Annotated in this window: 16 protein-coding genes and 1 pseudogene; 13 read left to right on the top strand and 4 right to left on the bottom strand. The window is 66.3% G+C overall.

What is annotated here, in order from left to right:
* The first annotated feature begins 270 nt into the window (after positions 1 to 270).
* Entirely contained in the window at positions 271 to 867 is a 597-nt protein-coding gene (locus IEX61_RS00915) for a DsbA family oxidoreductase (RefSeq protein WP_306302981.1), read from the top strand.
* Positions 868 to 996: 129 nt separating this feature from the next.
* On the opposite strand, the gene IEX61_RS00910 is transcribed toward IEX61_RS00915, so the two are convergent.
* Positions 997 to 1,452 (bottom strand): hypothetical protein, encoded by a 456-nt coding sequence (locus tag IEX61_RS00910; protein WP_054671592.1) that lies wholly within the window; start codon positions 1,450 to 1,452, stop codon positions 997 to 999.
* A gap of 183 nt (positions 1,453 to 1,635) precedes the next feature.
* On the opposite strand from IEX61_RS00910, the gene IEX61_RS00905 reads away from it, so the two are divergent.
* The 4 genes from IEX61_RS00905 to IEX61_RS00890 are packed head-to-tail and all read left to right on the top strand — an operon-like array spanning position 1,636 to position 4,060.
* Positions 1,636 to 1,842, top strand: a complete 207-nt coding sequence (locus tag IEX61_RS00905; RefSeq protein ID WP_054671594.1) for a hypothetical protein — start codon at positions 1,636 to 1,638, stop codon at positions 1,840 to 1,842.
* A gap of 2 nt (positions 1,843 to 1,844) precedes the next feature.
* A complete protein-coding gene (locus IEX61_RS00900; RefSeq protein WP_188816549.1) occupies positions 1,845 to 3,104 on the top strand; it encodes a glutathionylspermidine synthase family protein in 1,260 nt (419 codons plus the stop codon).
* Complete coding sequence (locus tag IEX61_RS00895; protein WP_229725566.1) at positions 3,101 to 3,499, top strand: DUF350 domain-containing protein; 399 nt, start codon at positions 3,101 to 3,103, stop codon at positions 3,497 to 3,499. Before IEX61_RS00900 ends, IEX61_RS00895 begins: the two co-directional genes overlap by 4 nt.
* Before the next feature lie 45 nt (positions 3,500 to 3,544).
* Positions 3,545 to 4,060: a MogA/MoaB family molybdenum cofactor biosynthesis protein gene (locus IEX61_RS00890; RefSeq protein ID WP_054671602.1), complete on the top strand. Its 516-nt coding sequence runs from the start codon at positions 3,545 to 3,547 to the stop codon at positions 4,058 to 4,060.
* A 58-nt stretch (positions 4,061 to 4,118) separates the two neighbouring features.
* Here the strand turns inward: IEX61_RS00890 and IEX61_RS00885 are convergent, their stop codons facing one another.
* Positions 4,119 to 5,420, bottom strand: coding sequence for an amino acid permease (locus IEX61_RS00885; protein WP_229725575.1), 1,302 nt, complete (start codon positions 5,418 to 5,420; stop codon positions 4,119 to 4,121).
* Between the two features lie 114 nt (positions 5,421 to 5,534).
* Between IEX61_RS00885 and IEX61_RS12750 the strand changes: the two are divergent.
* The 6 genes and pseudogenes from IEX61_RS12750 to coaD all read left to right on the top strand — a co-directional run.
* Positions 5,535 to 5,645, top strand: a pseudogene (locus IEX61_RS12750) (LysR family transcriptional regulator); the annotation flags it as partial.
* 80 nt (positions 5,646 to 5,725) lie between these two features.
* Positions 5,726 to 6,076 carry a substrate-binding domain-containing protein gene (locus tag IEX61_RS12310; RefSeq protein ID WP_229725573.1) on the top strand — a complete coding sequence of 117 codons (351 nt, stop codon included), beginning with the start codon at positions 5,726 to 5,728 and terminating at the stop codon, positions 6,074 to 6,076.
* Between the two features lie 180 nt (positions 6,077 to 6,256).
* Complete coding sequence (locus IEX61_RS00875; RefSeq protein WP_188816546.1) at positions 6,257 to 8,425, top strand: MMPL family transporter; 2,169 nt, start codon at positions 6,257 to 6,259, stop codon at positions 8,423 to 8,425.
* 56 nt (positions 8,426 to 8,481) lie between these two features.
* Entirely contained in the window at positions 8,482 to 9,567 is a 1,086-nt protein-coding gene (locus IEX61_RS00870) for a class II aldolase/adducin family protein (protein WP_188816545.1), read from the top strand.
* 281 nt (positions 9,568 to 9,848) lie between these two features.
* Positions 9,849 to 10,466, top strand: a complete 618-nt coding sequence (gene rsmD, locus IEX61_RS00865) for a 16S rRNA (guanine(966)-N(2))-methyltransferase RsmD (RefSeq protein ID WP_188816544.1) — start codon at positions 9,849 to 9,851, stop codon at positions 10,464 to 10,466.
* Entirely contained in the window at positions 10,463 to 11,005 is a 543-nt protein-coding gene (coaD, locus tag IEX61_RS00860; RefSeq protein ID WP_188816543.1) for a pantetheine-phosphate adenylyltransferase, read from the top strand. Before rsmD ends, coaD begins: the two co-directional genes overlap by 4 nt.
* Here the strand turns inward: coaD and spoVV are convergent.
* Positions 10,955 to 12,181 carry a dipicolinic acid transporter SpoVV gene (gene spoVV / locus IEX61_RS00855; RefSeq protein ID WP_229725564.1) on the bottom strand — a complete coding sequence of 409 codons (1,227 nt, stop codon included), beginning with the start codon at positions 12,179 to 12,181 and terminating at the stop codon, positions 10,955 to 10,957. The two genes, coaD and spoVV, sit on opposite strands and share 51 nt — an antisense overlap.
* Before the next feature lie 106 nt (positions 12,182 to 12,287).
* On the opposite strand from spoVV, the gene IEX61_RS00850 reads away from it, so the two are divergent.
* Together IEX61_RS00850 and IEX61_RS00845 are read left to right on the top strand one after the other, a co-directional pair.
* Positions 12,288 to 13,082 carry a patatin-like phospholipase family protein gene (locus IEX61_RS00850; RefSeq protein WP_373277099.1) on the top strand — a complete coding sequence of 265 codons (795 nt, stop codon included), beginning with the start codon at positions 12,288 to 12,290 and terminating at the stop codon, positions 13,080 to 13,082.
* Positions 13,079 to 14,146 carry a SepM family pheromone-processing serine protease gene (locus IEX61_RS00845; RefSeq protein WP_188816541.1) on the top strand — a complete coding sequence of 356 codons (1,068 nt, stop codon included), beginning with the start codon at positions 13,079 to 13,081 and terminating at the stop codon, positions 14,144 to 14,146. The genes IEX61_RS00850 and IEX61_RS00845 overlap by 4 nt, the downstream gene beginning before the upstream one ends.
* A gap of 4 nt (positions 14,147 to 14,150) precedes the next feature.
* Here IEX61_RS00845 and IEX61_RS00840 read toward each other — a convergent pair whose 3' ends face one another.
* On the bottom strand, positions 14,151 to 15,374 hold the full coding sequence (locus IEX61_RS00840; RefSeq protein WP_188816540.1) for a nucleotidyltransferase: 1,224 nt from the start codon (positions 15,372 to 15,374) through the stop codon (positions 14,151 to 14,153).
* Positions 15,375 to 15,467 lie beyond the last annotated feature (93 nt).

The raw sequence follows: 15,467 nt of genomic DNA, 5'->3' as shown, positions 1-15,467 counted from the left end.
AACAAAGAATGTTATGATCAAAGCGCAAGAAAGAAAAAAGGGGCTGGCGAAGGGGAACCAGCCCAATCACAGGAGAACAAACCGGAAGAGGATAGGGGGAAGGGCAGAGCGGAAACTCTGCCCTTCTCATCTTCATTATGCAAAAGGATTGACGCAAAACGAAAATAGAAAAATTTAACTCTTACCTTACCTAAATGGCAACGAAAGCGAGGCGAAAGCATGTCGGTCGTCGTGCGCGTCTATTCCGATTTCGTCTGACCGTATTGCTTTTTGGCGGAGGTTCCGCTGAACGAAGCCGTGAAAGGGAAAGATGTGCAGGTCGAGTGGATGCCGTTTGAATTGCGTCCCTACCCGACACCGACGCTGCGCCCGGAATCGGAATACATGCAGCGGGTGTGGGCGCAGTCGGTCAAGCCGCTGGCAAAGCGCTTGGGCCTCGAGATCGAACTTCCGCCGATTTCTCCCCAGCCCCATACGCACCTGGCCTTTGAGGGGTACCACTTCGCCAAGGAGCACGGGAAGGGCAACGCCTACCATCACCGGGTCTTTGTCGCCTTTTTCCAAGAAGGGAAGGACATCGGCGATCTCGACGTGCTCACGGAACTGGCGCGCGATGTGGGATTGGACGCGGATGCGTTTCGCGCCGCCCTCGAGGCGCGTACCTACCGGGAAGTTCACCAAGCGGCTTTGCGCCATGCCGTCGAGGAGATGGGCATCACCGCCGTGCCCACCTTCGTCATTGGCCCGCGCGTCTTCGTCGGCCTGCAGAGCAAGGAGACGCTGGAGAGGGCCATCGCCGAAGCGGAAGCGCAAGCGAAGGGCGGGGATGCGTCCGGACTTGCATGCGGGCGGGACGGATGCGAATAAACCCGCCCGCGCCCCTCGCGGCACGATCGGGGTTCCCGTGGCGAACGGATGCTCGTCAGGGAACCCCTCTTTTTGTCGTTCTTCACCGTTTCGGCGATCAATAGGAAAAATCGAAAGGAAAATGGACTCTCAAGGGCGAAAAGGTGATTCGGCGATTTTTTTGACGTAAAGGACCAGGGTTTGCCGGTCTTCGTCTAATTCGATCGACGATTTTTCCCAGTATACGCCGCCGATTTCCACCACGTCGGCGAGGAGCTGGAGCAAAAGCGGCTCGGCCGCGGAAAATTCCGCATAGGTAAGAAGGGGATAGGTATCGCGCGCTTCGTCAAACGCGCGCACTTCCAGCCCGAAGCCGCCGGAAAGGGAAAGGGGCGGGGGATAGACGCCGGCTTTCTCGTCCGGCCGTTCTTCGACGTACAAGACGTAGGCCGTGCCGTCTTGTTCGCGCCACTTCACTTCGTACACGCGGCCGTGCTTGACGAAATAGTGGCAGCACAGGCGCACGGCGGCGAGGGGTTCGTCAAGGCCGTCGCAGGCGAACAGCAAGGTGTCGGTTTTGGCGCAGCGGTATTCCACGCGCACCACGGCCCGTCACCTCCTGCTGCCAGTATACAACGACTGTCCGAGGGGCCAGTCATTGGATCGTCGCGTCTTTGGTCCCGACGCGGGGGTTTGGCGCGCCCGGCGCGCCGGGTTTCGCGCACCGCCCGATCCGGTGCGGATCAAGCGCATTGGTGGGGATTGCCGAACGGGGGAAGGAGGGGTTTGATGGAAAAAGAGGCGAAGAAAACGGCCGCGCTGATCGGCCTGCTCCTCTTCCTGGCCGTCGGCGGATGTACCATCCTGGCCACGCAAGAGGAGCCGGCGGAGGATGAGGAAGGGGCGGAAGGGGATGGCGACGGCGTGCTGGACATCGACGTCGACAAGAAGAAAAAAGGGTTCGGGTACAGTTCGCCGTATTCGCTGGGAGGTTGACGATGGCGTACCCGGAATTGCGCGAGCGGATTTACGGCCCCTTGCGCGAGGGATTTTGGGACTGCTTGTATGGAAAGGAGTACGCCCTTGCCGCGGCCTACCCCGTGACCGAGGCGTGGGTGACGGCGGTGCGCGAGGCGGCGGTGCGCATCGCCCGCATTTTTGCCAAGACGGCAGCCCTCCTCCGTCGCGCGCCCGATGAGGTTCTTGCGCAGCTCGGTTTGCCGCCGCAAACCTTCCGCGTCGTTCGGCGCAAGCCGCTGTCGGCCGATGCGGTCATTTGTCGTCTGGATTTGGCCGTCACCGACAGCGGGATCAAACTCCTGGAACTCAACGCCGACACGCCGACGTTCATCAAGGAGCTCTTCTTTGTCAACGGCCGCGTGGCGCGCGCCTTCGGGCTGGAGGATCCCAACAAGGGTCTTGAAGAACACCTGCGGCGGGCCGTGCGCGCCGCCGTTGCCGAAAGCTGCGCCGATCTGGGCGTCGATCGGGACGAGGCCCATGTCGTGTTCACCGCCCACGCCGACCATCCGGAAGACTACCACACCACCCTGTACCTGAAAGAGGTTTCCGGCCTCGTGAACGCCTCGTTTACCCCCCTCGACGAGCTGGCCATCGACGGAAGCGGGCTCTACGACCACGCCGGGCGCAAGATCGACGTGCTGTATCGCCAGACGTATCCGCTGGAGCATTTGGCTGCGGATGTCGATCCCGACACGGGCGCGCCCATCGGCGCGCTGCTCCTGGAGCACGTGCGGCGAAAGAAGGTGGCGCTCCTCAATCCGCCGTCGGCCTTTTTGCTCCAGTCGAAGGCGGTGCAGGTGGTGGTGTGGGGGCTGCACGAGGCGAAAAGCCCCTATTTTACGGACGAGGAGCACGAATGGATCGCGCAGCACGTTTTGCCCACGTATCTGGAGCCCGACGTTCTGCGGGCGCGCGGCGTGTGGTACGTGCGAAAGCCGGCCTTTGGGCGAGAGGGGGACACAGTGGTCATTTTTGACGAGCGCGGCGTGCCGATCGACGCCAGCCCGAAGCAATCGTACCGGGCCTCGGTGCCGGTCTACCAGCAGTACGTTCCGCTACCGCGGGCGGTTGTGCCCACCGCAAGCGGCCCCGAGGAGGTATCGCTTTTGGTCTGCTGCTTTCTCCTGTACGGCGAGGCCTCGGCCGTCGGCCTTCGCGCCGGGCCGCCGATTACCGACGACCTGTCCTATTTCTTGCCGATCGGGATTTTGTCAAAAGGCGGGGATGAACGATGACGTACTATGTGTTCAACTTTCTCCAGTTCGTCTCGTTTGGCTTTCTGCTCCTTTTGGTCGGCGCGCTGCTCTTTGTGTACGTGACGCGGTACCGGGAAATGGAGCTCATCGCCAAGGGGAACGTTTCCGTGGCCATCGTCTTCGGCGGCAAGCTGATCGGCCTGTCCCTCGTGTTGGCCGGTGCCATCGCCAACTCCGTCGGCCTCCTCGACATGCTCATCTGGGGCGCCATCGGCATTTCGGCGCAGATTCTCTTTTTCTTTGCCGCCGAGTGGGTGACCCCGCGGTTTCGCATCCAGGAAAGCCTGGAGAACGACAACAAGGCCGTGGCCCTGTTTCTCTTTTTCATCTCCCTGTCGATCGGCCTGCTCATCGCCGCATGCATGACATACTAATCCGCAGCGAAGGGAAAGGGGGACGAAACGATGGCCAGAGAGCCGATGTCCGTCGACGCGCATCGCCGCGAAGCGCCCGAAACCGTGCGCTGCATGGTCGTCACCGTATCCGACACGCGTACGCCGGAGACGGACAAGAGCGGCCGGCTGATGATGGAGCTGCTCCGGGAACACGGCTACGTGGTCGTCGACTACCGCATCGTCCAGGACGAGTATGACCGGATCACGCGCGTGGTACGCGAGGCGGTGGCGCGTGACGACGTGGAAGCCGTCCTCCTGAACGGGGGAACGGGCATCGCCCTGCGGGACACCACCTACGAGGCGGTGCGCGACCTTCTGGACAAGGAGATGCCTGGCTTTGGCGAGATCTTCCGCCTGCTCAGCTACGAGGAGATCGGCGCGGCGGCGATGTTGAGCCGGGCCATCGCCGGCGTCTGCGGGGAGACCGCCGTCTTTTCCATGCCCGGCTCATCGGGCGCGGTGCGCCTAGCCATGACGCGTCTCATCTTGCCCGAGCTCCGCCACGTGATGCGGGAGATCTACAAGGACCGGCACCGGTGACGACCGTGACCGCATCGGAACCGGCTCCCTCCCGAAAACGGCCGCGGACGCCGTCACCTCAGCGGCGAAACGCGGCGGCAGGCGGGCGGTGCCGATGCCGCGCGGATGGGCCGAGCCATCGCCGCGCAGCGAAAACGCTCGCGACGATGGAAGCGGGGTAGAGCCCGCTCCATCCCAAAAAGGGAAACACCAGTGCGCACGTAGCCAGCGCCGCGGCGGCCAGTCCCCGTTCGGCGCGCCGCTCGGCCAGGCGGATTCCTGCCGCGGCGCCGAGGAGATAAAGGGCGAGGTAGTTGGCCGTGGGGAGAGCGATGAGGCGGCGGATTGCCTCGGGGTCGGCGACCAGCAGGACGAACACCACGGCCCATCCTGCCAGGAGCGCAAGCAGGCCGCCGATCGGCACGTCGCGACGAGCAAACGAGCGCGCCAGAATGCGCGGGGCTGCGTTGCTTTCGGCAAGAGCTCGGGCGAGGTGGGCGGCGGCGCCGGCGTAGGCGTTGACCGTGGCCGTGGCGCAGAAGAGGGCCACGATTCCGATCAGCCATCCGGCGGCCGGTCCGAGGGCGACTTGTGCCACCTGTACCAGGCCAGCTTCCGTCTTCCCCGGTCCGTAGCTGCCCGTCCCCACCGTGACGAGCGCCGTGCCGAGGTACAGGACGCCAATGATGGCTGCAGCCCACAGCACCGCCGGGACCAGATCGCGCCGCGGGTTGCGGAACCCGCCGGACAGGTGCGTGACGGCTTCCCACCCCACGAAACACCAGAAGGTGAGCGCCATCGCCTGACCGACGCCGATCCAGCCGTGCGGGGCGAAGGGCGTGAATTGGCGCGGGTCGAGGTGGGGGAGCGCGGCCAACAGGGCGAGCAGGAGAATCGCCGCGATGCCGCCGACGACGGCTACCTGCAGCCCGCCGGCCCCTTTGAAGCCCAGCAGGTTGGCGATGAACGCAACGAGGAGAATGGCCGCGGTCAGTCCCACGGCGGCGTTCGGGGGAAGGCCGAACGCCGCCGTCGCGTAGGCGGCGCCGATCCACGCGGCAAGGGGACCGCCGATGGGCGTGGCCAACAGAAACAGCCAGCCCGTCGCCGCACCTGCCGCGGGGCCGAACGCTTTCCGGGCGAAAGCGGCCACGCCGCCACCACCCGGGTAGCGCGCGGCCAGGAGGGCCATGGTTAGGGCCAGGGGCAGGATCGCCACGCTCATAAGCCCCCATGCCAGAAGCGAGGCGGGTCCGGCCCGTTCCGCGACGAGAGCGGGAAGGAGCAAAATGCCCGAACCCAGGACGGAACCGACATACAGCGCGACGCCGTGCACGCGGCCGAGCGGGGTTTCTCGACGTGCATCCCCCTTTGAATGCATGGCCACGAGTGTCCCTCCTTTCCTGTCTGCGCCCTCATCTTACGACGGGTGATAAAATAGAGCAAGACGATTCTTTCTATATAAAATGATCGAATCCTTCGATGGGAGGAAGCCATGGGCTGCGTCAGCCACGCCCAATCGAGCGTCACCGCCCAGATCCAGGCCCTTGAACGGGAGCTGGGCGTGCGCCTGTTTGAGCGATTGGGGAAGCGCGTGGTGCTGTCGGAATCCGGTCGCCTTCTGCTCGGCTATGCCGAGCGCATCCTGAAGCCGGCCGATGAAGCCCGTGCGGCCATCGCGAGACGCTGCTCGTCACCGAGGGGCGGGGCGGGTACCGGGCGCGGTTCGAGCGGGCCCTCGCCGCGGCGGGGGCTCGGCCGGGCGTCGTCCTCGAGTTTGGCGGCGTCGAGGCGATCAAGCAGTGCGCCATGGCGGGGATGGGCGTGGCCGTGCTTCCCGCCGTGGCGGTGGCGGAGGAAGTGTCCGGCGGCCAGCTGGTCGCGTTGCCGTGGTGCGGCCTCGACTTGTCGGTCGTCACGCAACTGGCGTGGCACAAGGACAAGTGGCTGTCGCCGGCCCTGCGCGCGTTTCTTCAGGTGACACGGGAGATGATGTGCGGGGTCGAACCCCCGTCGCGCGAGGACAGAGCGGGGTAAACGCGATCGTCGCTTCATGCGGAAGGTGTGCAGGCGCTGCCGGCTTACGGCGGCTTTTTTTCTGTCGGCCATCGCTGCGTTGCCGTTCCCCGCGAGGCTTTTCCTGTTCCCCCTTGCATGGCCCAGGCGGCAGGCTCATAAAGATGGACCATGAACGGTGGGACGGGGGTGACAAGGGGCGTGGACGTCTGGCAGGCGCTTGCCCGGCTTACGTGCCGATGGCCAAAAGCTATCGTGTTGGCATGGCTGGCAGCTTTGGTGTGGAGCGTGCCCTACGCGGCTCAGCTCCCCGAACGCCTTAAGGGGACGGGCTTTGTTGACGCCTCGAGCCCGTCGCACTACGTGGCCGAGCAGCTGCGGGAGCGGCTCGGCCACCCGGCCTCGGCGCTGTTTGTCTTCTTGGAGGCCAGGGGAGACGGCGCGGCCGCGGAAGCCCGGCTTTTGCGCGCGGCGGAGGGCCTGCGGGCGAAAATCGCCGCGCTGCCCGCGGTGCGCGAGGTGGCGCTCATGCCACCGCCGCGGGAAGGGGCTGAGCGGGGCGTGGCGGTGCTCACGGTGCGCCTCGACGTGGACGACGAGCGGGCCCAGGATCTCGTGCCGGCGCTGCGCGCGCTGGCGAAGGAAAGCGGCGTCCCCGGCTACGTGACGGGGACGGCCGCCGTCGACCGCGACATCGCCGCCCTCAGCCAGGCCGACCTCGCGCGGGCGGAACTGGTCGGCGTGCCGCTGGCGCTCCTCGTGCTCCTTGTGGCCTTTGGCAGCGTAGGGGCGGCGTTTTTGCCCGTCGCCGTGGGGCTGGCCAGCGTGACGGCGGCACTCGCCCTGTTGGGGCTGGTGGCCCAGCGCGTCGACCTGTCCGTGTTCACGCTGAACGTGGTGACCATGCTCGGGCTGGCCGTCGGGATCGACTACGCGCTGCTCGTCACCAGCCGCTTTCGCGAGGAGCGCCGGCGCGGGTTCTCCGTCCCAAACGCCGTCCGGCGCACGCTGCCGGCCACCGGGCGTACGCTGGTGACGTCTGGCCTCTTGGTGGCGGCCGGTCTGGCGTGCGCCTACGGGTTTGACGTGATGGTGTTTTCCTCCATCGCCACGGGGGGCATCGTGGTGGTGGCGTTGTCCGTGCTGGCGGGCATCACCCTGCTGCCGGCCCTCCTCGTGTGGATGGGCGACCGCGTCGATCGCTGGCGGCTCGTCCCCCCGTTCGGCGGCGGGGAGCGGGTCATCGGTTTCGTGACCCGCCTGGTCCTGCGGCGCCCGATCCTGGTCCTTCTCCTCGTGATGGCGTGCCTGTGGCCGGCCGTGGAGCGGGCCGGTGCGTTCCGCGTCGGTGTCCTGGACAGCGACGCCCTGCCGGATGCGGCGGAGTCGAAGTACGCCTTGGGGCGAATGGAGAGCGTGTTCGGCGTCTCCCGCCTGTACCCGATTGACATCCTGGTGGAAACGGACCGGCCGGTGCAGGACCGCCGTACCCTCCAGAAGCTCGACAGCCTCCTCCGCGCCATCGAGCGGCAGCCCCATGTGGTGGGGGTGGAGAGCGTCGTGCGCGTCGTTCCCACGTGGACCGTGGCCGACTACGCCCGCATCTGGCGCGACCCGGAACGGCTGCCGGAGCCGTGGCAGCAGCTCTGGCGCCAGCATGTCGGCGATCGCGTCACCGCCGTCCGCGTCCTGACCGATCTTGATCCGAAAAGCGACGCGGCGGGCGACTTGGTGCGCCGCCTGCGGGCGTTGGACCCGCCGGAAGGACTGGCCGTGTGGGTTGGCGGAAAAACGGCCGCCGAACACGACTTCCTGCAAAAAATCAGGGCCCGCGCGCCGGCGGTGGCCGCCGCGGTACTGACGCTGACCTTTGTCCTGCTGATGGCGGCCTTTTCGCCGGTGCTCGCCCTCAAGGGCCTTCTGCTCAACGCTCTGAGTGTGGCGGCCACCTTCGGCCTGCTGGTGGCCGTGTTTCAGGAAGGATGGGGCGCGGAATGGCTCGGCGCCCAGCCGCACCCGTTTCTGGATGCCTCCATCCCCGTCTTCATCTTGTGCGTCGCCTTTGGCCTGTCGATGGACTACGAAGTCTTTTTGCTGGCGCGCATTCGCGAAGCGTACCGGCACACGGGGAATCTCCAGCGGGCCATTGTCGAAGGGCTGACCAAGAGCGGGCGGATCATCACGAGCGCGGCGCTCATCATCATCGCCATCACCGGCTCCTTTGCCTTGGCCGGCATCCAGCCGGTAAAGCAGATCGGGTTCGGCATCGCCGCGGCGGTGGCCATCGACGCGACGCTGATCCGGCTGCTCCTCGTTCCGGCGCTGATGAAGCTGATGGGCCGGTGGAATTGGTGGCCCCACCCGGCATGATCGGCCCACGGCGCCATACATATAGGATGGGGTTGAAAAAAGGAGGGAGGCGCCTCATGCGCTTTCGCGTTTTCGGTCGCCAAAGCAGCGCCCGCACGGCCCGCTTCGGCCATCTCCTGCAGCAGGTGCTGGTTCGACACGGATGGGAGCCGCTGAAGGAAGGGGAGGACGAGGCGGTCAAGTTGGTGGTCCATTTTCTCGACGCCGACGCGCCGCGCCCCTATCGCCGCAAGGCCCAGGCCACCTTTGTGGTGGGCGTCGTCGAGCTTTCCCGGCGCCCGGCCAATGTGCTCACGGCGGCCTATCCCCTGCTGGTGCGTTCGCTTTCCAATCTGCTCATCGTGCTCACGGCGGAGGAGAACCGACCGGAGACCTATTTCATCACACTGGAGCAGGGGTGCTACCCGATCGGCGAGTGCCCCGACCCCGAGGTGTACATGGAGCGGGTATGGGCCCGCCTGGCGCCGCTTGCCACGGCGCAGCTCGTCATCGACAACCGGTTTGAGCCGGACCTGCCGCCCCAGCTGTGGGAGGGGGATGAGCGGACGGCTGCGCTGCGCGAAGCCGGCCGGCGGCTTGCGGCATGGGACGTGCTGCCGGCCCCCTTTCCGCTCGAGGAGCTGCTCGATCCCCGCGACCTGCGCCACGTCAAGCGGCTGTTCGGGATTGGCGGCCTCAGCTACGGCAACCTCAGCGCGCGGCGCGACGAAACGACGTTCTGGATGAGCGCCAGCGGCGTCAACAAGGCCGATTTGCGCGAGATCGGCCGCGACATCCTCCTTGTCAAGGGCTACGACGAAGCCGCCAACGCCATCGTCTTGAGCGTGCCGCCGCACATCGAGCCGCGGCGGGTGTCGGTGGACGCCATCGAGCACTGGATGATCTACCAGGAGAACCCCGAGGTGGGGGCCATCGTCCACGTGCACGCGTGGATGGAGGGGATCCCGTCGACGGAGATCAATTACCCGTGCGGCACGCGGGAACTGGCGCAGGAAGTGGCCAGGTGCATCCGTCGCGCGCCGGACCCGTCCCGCGCGGTGGTCGGCCTCAAAAACCACGGCATCACCGTAACCGGCCCGTCGCTGGAGGACATCTTCGCGCGCCTCGAAGGCAAGCTGATCCGTCAGGTGCCCATGACATAAAAAAGTCCCGCATCCCGGGGAAAGGATGCGGGCCATTTGGGAGAGGAGAAACCGGAGGAAGAGCTTAGTGGGGAAACGTAAGCTTCTCCGCGGTTTCGCAACACCCGGGGAGGTGCTGCTGGTCCTATCTTTGACCGAAATCGCCACGATTATACCTCGTCCTCCACATTTTTTTGCACGACCGGTTTCCCATGCAGGGGCCCCGCGCCGAAACGGCGCTTTCTTTTTTTGTCGAAACCGTTGTGCTACCATGGAAGCGGACGACCATAGGGGGGACAATGATGCGCGTCATTGCCGGGCGCTTGAAGGGACGCCGCCTCGCGTCCGTTCCCGGGACGGACACCCGGCCGACGACGGACCGGGTGAAGGAAGCCCTCTTCAACATCATCGGTCCGTACTTTTCCGGCGGTTGGGGGCTCGACCTGTACGCCGGAACCGGCGCGCTGGGCATCGAGGGGCTCAGCCGCGGGCTGGAGCGTGTCGTCTTTGTCGACGCAAACCCGCGGGCCGTTCGCGTCATCCGCACCAACCTCGAGGCGCTGGGGCTCACCGCGCAGGCGGACGTGTACAGAGCCGACGCCCGCCGCGCCCTGGTCGAACTGGGGCGGCGCGGGGTTCGCTTTGACGTGCTGTTTCTTGACCCGCCGTACGCCAACCAGCGCATTGCCGAGGATCTGGCCGAGGCCGCCGCGCGCGGCATCGTGAAGGACGGCGCGGTGGCGGCGGCCGAACACCACCGATCGGTGGAATTGCCGGCGCGCATCGGGCGGTTCGTGAAAGTGAAAACGAGCCTTTACGGCGATACGGCGCTGTCCGTGTTTCGCTACGAAGAGGAGAAGGAGAAAAACCATTGCGGCAATTCCGGTGAGGAAGACGAGGAAAAGGGGGAGTTGACGTGATCGTTGCCGTGTATCCCGGCAGTTTCGATCCCGTCACCTATGGCCATTTGGACATCATTCAGCGGGGCGCCAAGGTGTTCGACAAGGTGATTGTCGCCGTGCTGCGCAATCGGAACAAGACGCCGCTGTTTACAGTGGAAGAGCGGGTGGAGCTCTTGAAGGCGGTCACGCAGGACATTCCCAACGTTGAGGTGGACTTTTTCCACGGACTGCTCGTGGACTACATGCGCCAGAAGGGGGCGCGGGTGATCATCAAGGGGCTGCGGGCGGTCTCCGATTTCGAGTACGAGATGCAGATGGCGTCCATCAATCGTAAATTGAACGACGAAGTGGAAACCTTTTTTATGATGACGAACAACCAATACTCGTTCCTCAGCTCCAGCATCGTGAAGGAGGTGGCCCGCTTCGGCGGGCCGGTGAACGACCTGGTGCCGCCGATCGTGGAGGAGGCCCTGCGCCGCAAGTACGCCGAGCTGGCCGCCGAGGCGTCAGCGCCGGCGCAGGCGGCGAAAGGGCCGCGAGCCGACGAACGCCGCTAGGCCGAGCAGCGCGAGGGCCAAGGCGAAGAGAAGGGTTGCTTTCCCCCATTGCAGCCAGCCACCGGCCAGATGCCCCGTTTGCGGCGCCCATGGCACGATGGGGGTCCACACCGGCAGGGCGTGCGGCAGCCAGCGCGCACTCACCCACCACGCCACCAGCCAGGACAGGACAGCGTGCACGACGCGGGCGATCAGGTAGGGCTTGAGGCGCAGACCCATCGCGCTGACGATGCTCGCCACCTGGGCGTGAATGGATAGGCCGCCCCACGCCAGAAGGGCGCTGACCGACGCGAGGACCGCCGGGGTGGACACGGTGGCCATGGCCTCGGAGGCGATGCGCGTGCCCATGGTTACCTCGAAGGTGCCGGCGACAAAGGCCGGCAGGAGGTCGGCCGGAACCCCGAGGGGCGACAAGACGAGGGCGAGCGCCGCCCTCAGCAGCGCGGCGCCCCCGGACCGGGTGAGCAGGTCGAGCAGCACGGAAAACAGGATGATAAACCCGCCAATCATCAGCAGGGTTTGCAGCGACGACCAGACGGCGTCGCCCAGCACTTGCCCCAGGGGCCGCCGGTCGGCCTCCCGCGCCTGGTGCATGGCGCGGAGGGCGCGCAGGAGGAGCCAGCCTCCTTGGGGCGGGCGGTAGACCGTCCGCGCGCCGTGGCGATCGTAAAAGCGCATCGCCACGCCGATCAGGAGGGCGGTTCCGTAGTGCACGGCGGCGAGAAATCCGGCGGCGGCGGGGTGGTGGAGAAAGCCGACGGCCACGGCACCGCCGATGAACAACGGGTCGGCCGTGGTGGCGAAGGCGATCAGCCGTTCCGCTTCCGAGCGGGTGAGCAGTCCCTCCTCGGCAAGGCGCGTGGCCATTTTGGCGCACACGGGATAGCCGGAGGAAAAGCCCATCGTCAGCACGAGGGCGCCGGTTCCCGGCACGTTGAAGAGCGGTCGCATAAACGGCTCGAGGAGCACGCCGCAAAAGTGGGCCAATCCGAACGCGACGAGCACTTCCGACACGATCAAGAACGGCAGCAAAGCGGGAAAGACAATGTCCCACCAGATGGTCAGCCCCCGCAGGGACGCTTCGAGAGCGGGCTTGGGCGCGACAACCAGGCAAGCGGCGACGACGAGCACCAAGCCACCAAACAGGCCGGTTCGCAGCGGTGAGCGTTTGGGCATACTCGACCTTCCTTCCCCGCACGACGAAGGTCCGCGTGCTGTTACACGCACATCATACGCGGGGCTGTCCGCGAATAGACCCTTTGCAAGGAGAGCGACACGCGAGGTGAAGACGGTGGGGAACGCGAAAATCGGTTTGGCCCTGGGGGCCGGGGGCGCGCGGGGCATGGCGCACATCGGCGTCCTCAAGGTTCTCGAGGAACGGGGCATTCGGCCGCACTGCATCGCCGGCTCCAGCATGGGCAGCCTGGTGGGGGTGCTGTATGCCAACGACCTAAACTTGTCCTTGCTGGAGCGCCTCGCCATTCAGCTGCGCCGCAAGCATTGGCTGGACATGACCGTGCCCAAGTTGGGGTTTGTGGCCGGCGAAAAGGTGAAGCAGCTCGTTCGCCTCCTCACCCACGGCAAGAACCTCGAGGACTTGTCCCTCCCGGTGGCGGTGGTGGCCACGGACTTGGAGCGCGGCGAGCGGGTGGTGTTTCGCACGGGGCCCATCGACCAGGCGGTGCGCGCCAGCATGTCGATCCCCGGCATCTTCGTCCCCGAGCGCATTGACGGGCGCCTCTATGTGGACGGCGCCGTGACCGACCGCCTGCCCGTCGATGTCGTGCGCGACATGGGCGCCGATTTCATCATCGCCGTTGACGTGACGCCGTTTCAGCTTTCGACGCGCATCCAGTCCATTTTTGACGTCATCGCGCAGACGATCGACATCCTGGAAAAGGAAGTGAACCAGAGCCGCGTGCTGCACGCGGACGTGGTCATTCGCCCCGACGTGGGGCGGTTCAGCTCCACGGCCTTCACCAACATCGCCGAAATCATCGCCGAGGGCGAAAAGGCGGCGCGGGCGATGATCGACGAGATCGAAGAGAAGCTGCGCCGATGGGAGGGCACCCGATGAGCCGCGGGAACGTGCGGGCGCTGCTCAAGCGGCTGGGCATCGCGGTGGCCGTCGCGGCGTTTCTGCTCGTGCCCGTGCCGTACTACGTCACCAAGCCGGGCCTTGCCGAGCCCGTGCACAACGTGGTGCGCGTCGAGGGCGCCCGCGCGACGGACAACGGCGCGTTTCTCTTCACCACCGTGTCGATGATGCCGGGAAACGTGGCACTGTATGCCATTGCCGCCCTCCATCCGTTTTACGACGCCCTCCCGAAACAGCAGATCCTCGCCCCCCACGAGTCGCCGGAAGAGTATACCCAGCGCCAGCTGCAGGAGATGCGCCGGTCGCAGGAAAACGCCGAGATCGTCGCCTTTCGCAAAGCCGGCCTGCCGGTTACGGTGCGGGCTGTCGGGGTCCGCGTGCTCGAGGTGCTGCGCGCCGGCGCGGCGGCGGACGTGCTGGAACCGGGCGACGTCATCGTCCGCGTAGGCGGCCGCCCGGTGCACACGCGCGAGGAACTGCTTGAGGCGCTCAAGGATCGCCGCGTCGGCGAGACGGTCCGCGTCGCCTTCCTACGGGAGGGAAACGCGCAGGAAGTCTCCATCCGCCTGAAGGCCCTGCCGCATCAGCCGGGCGAGGCGCAGCGGGCAGGGCTGGGCATCGTGCCGGCCACCGAGCGGTCCGTCACCCTGCCGCGCCGCGTGACGGTGAACGCGGGCGGCATTGGCGGGCCCTCGGCTGGCCTCATGTTTGCCTTGGAAATCCTCAACCAGCTGGAAGGGCGCGATTGGACGAAGGGTTACCGCATCGCCGGAACGGGCACGATCGACGAGTCGGGCCGCGTCGGTCCTGTTGGCGGGGTGCACCAAAAGGTGTGGGCGGCGGCGAGCGCCGGCGCGGACATCTTTTTTGCCCCGGCCGAAGCGCCCCCGGGCGAACGGTCCAATGCCGAGGTGGCCCGGGAGGCCGCCGCACGCTTGGGCGGCAAGCTGCGCGTCGTGCCGGTGCGGACGATCGACGACGCGTTGCGCTTCTTGGCGGCGCTGCCGCCGAAAACGGACGCAGGGCCGGACGAAGGGGCGTGATCCCCTACACCTGCACCGGGGGCTGTCGGAACTCGCGGTTCCATTCCGCGGCGGCGACCTCCGGCGGGTACCCCAAGGCGTACACCCGCGCCGCGCGCAGGTCGAAGGCGAACAGCGGGTGGTCGAGCTGGCTGGCGCGCGTCACCAGCGGCACGGCAAGGTGCTTCTTACGCCGGCGCAAAAATTCCCGGCCGCGGGCGGTAAACCCGAGCACGCGCAGGTAGGGGACGCCGGCGCGGACGTCGAGCGCGCGGAAGCGGTCCTTCGTCAGCCGGAGGAGCAGATGGACAAGGGCCCGCTGCAGCCGCGTCCACGTGTACCGCTTCGTCTTGGCGGCGCGCAGGAAAGCCTCGAAGGACGGCGCGGTGCGAACGGCGCGCAGGAGGCGGTGTTCCAGGCCCTCGTCCACGTCGACAATGGCGGCGATTTCGTCCGCTTCCAGGACCGCAAACTGATGCAAAAGAAGCGGATACAACCGCTCCCAATGCATCGGCGCGCGAGCGGCCTCCTCTTCGCGCCGGAGGATGGCGTAGGTGGTTTCCGGCACGTAGGGCCGCACCGCGTCGAGACGGCCCGCCTCGAGCCACAGCCGGCGGATGGCCGTGGCGCTGGCGATGCGCTTGTCCGTTGGCGCCGCGTCATGGTAGCCCGCCTTCTCGCGGCGGATGGTGACGGGGCGGATGGCGCTGTTCATCCGCCGCAGGGCGAGGCAGTAGTGCAGGCCGAGGATGTTGTTGGGCTGGTCGACGGGCAGCGGCGGGAGCCCCTGTGCCGCCCGCCAGGTGTTGACGGCCTGGCCGAACGCTTTGGGAAAGCTCATCCCCTGGGCCAGGGCTTCGCGGAGGCGGGCGCGGAAGCCCTCCGGCTCCTCGGCCAGGCGCTCGGCCAGCTCGAGCATCCAATCGATCGCCCCGCTTTCGCTTCCGAAGCAGACGGTGTCAATGCCGCCCAGGGCCTCCAGACAAGCCATCGCCCCCCACGCGAAGAGCTCGGCGTTCTGGGTGGCGTACACGGCCGGCAGTTCCAGCACCACGTCGACCCCCTGGCGAAGGGCCATCTCGGCCCGCGCCCACTTGTTCACCAAGGCGGGCTCGCCGCGCTGCAGGAAGTTGCCGCTCATCACCGCGACCACCACGTCGGCGCCGGTGACGTCGCGAGATCGGGCGACGTGGTAGGCGTGGCCATTGTGCATGGGGTTGTACTCCACGACGATGCCGACGGCGCGCATGAGCTGCCTCCTTTCTCCGTTATCCGTTAGGATTACGCAATCACTCAGCTAAAATCTAACCGAAGGGAGACTGGATCACTCACATCGAAATCT

It is taken from the genome of Calditerricola satsumensis, from assembly GCF_014646935.1.
Classification (GTDB): Bacteria; Bacillota; Bacilli; order Calditerricolales; family Calditerricolaceae; genus Calditerricola; species Calditerricola satsumensis.
This window is presented reverse-complemented; position numbering and strand designations above follow the sequence as displayed.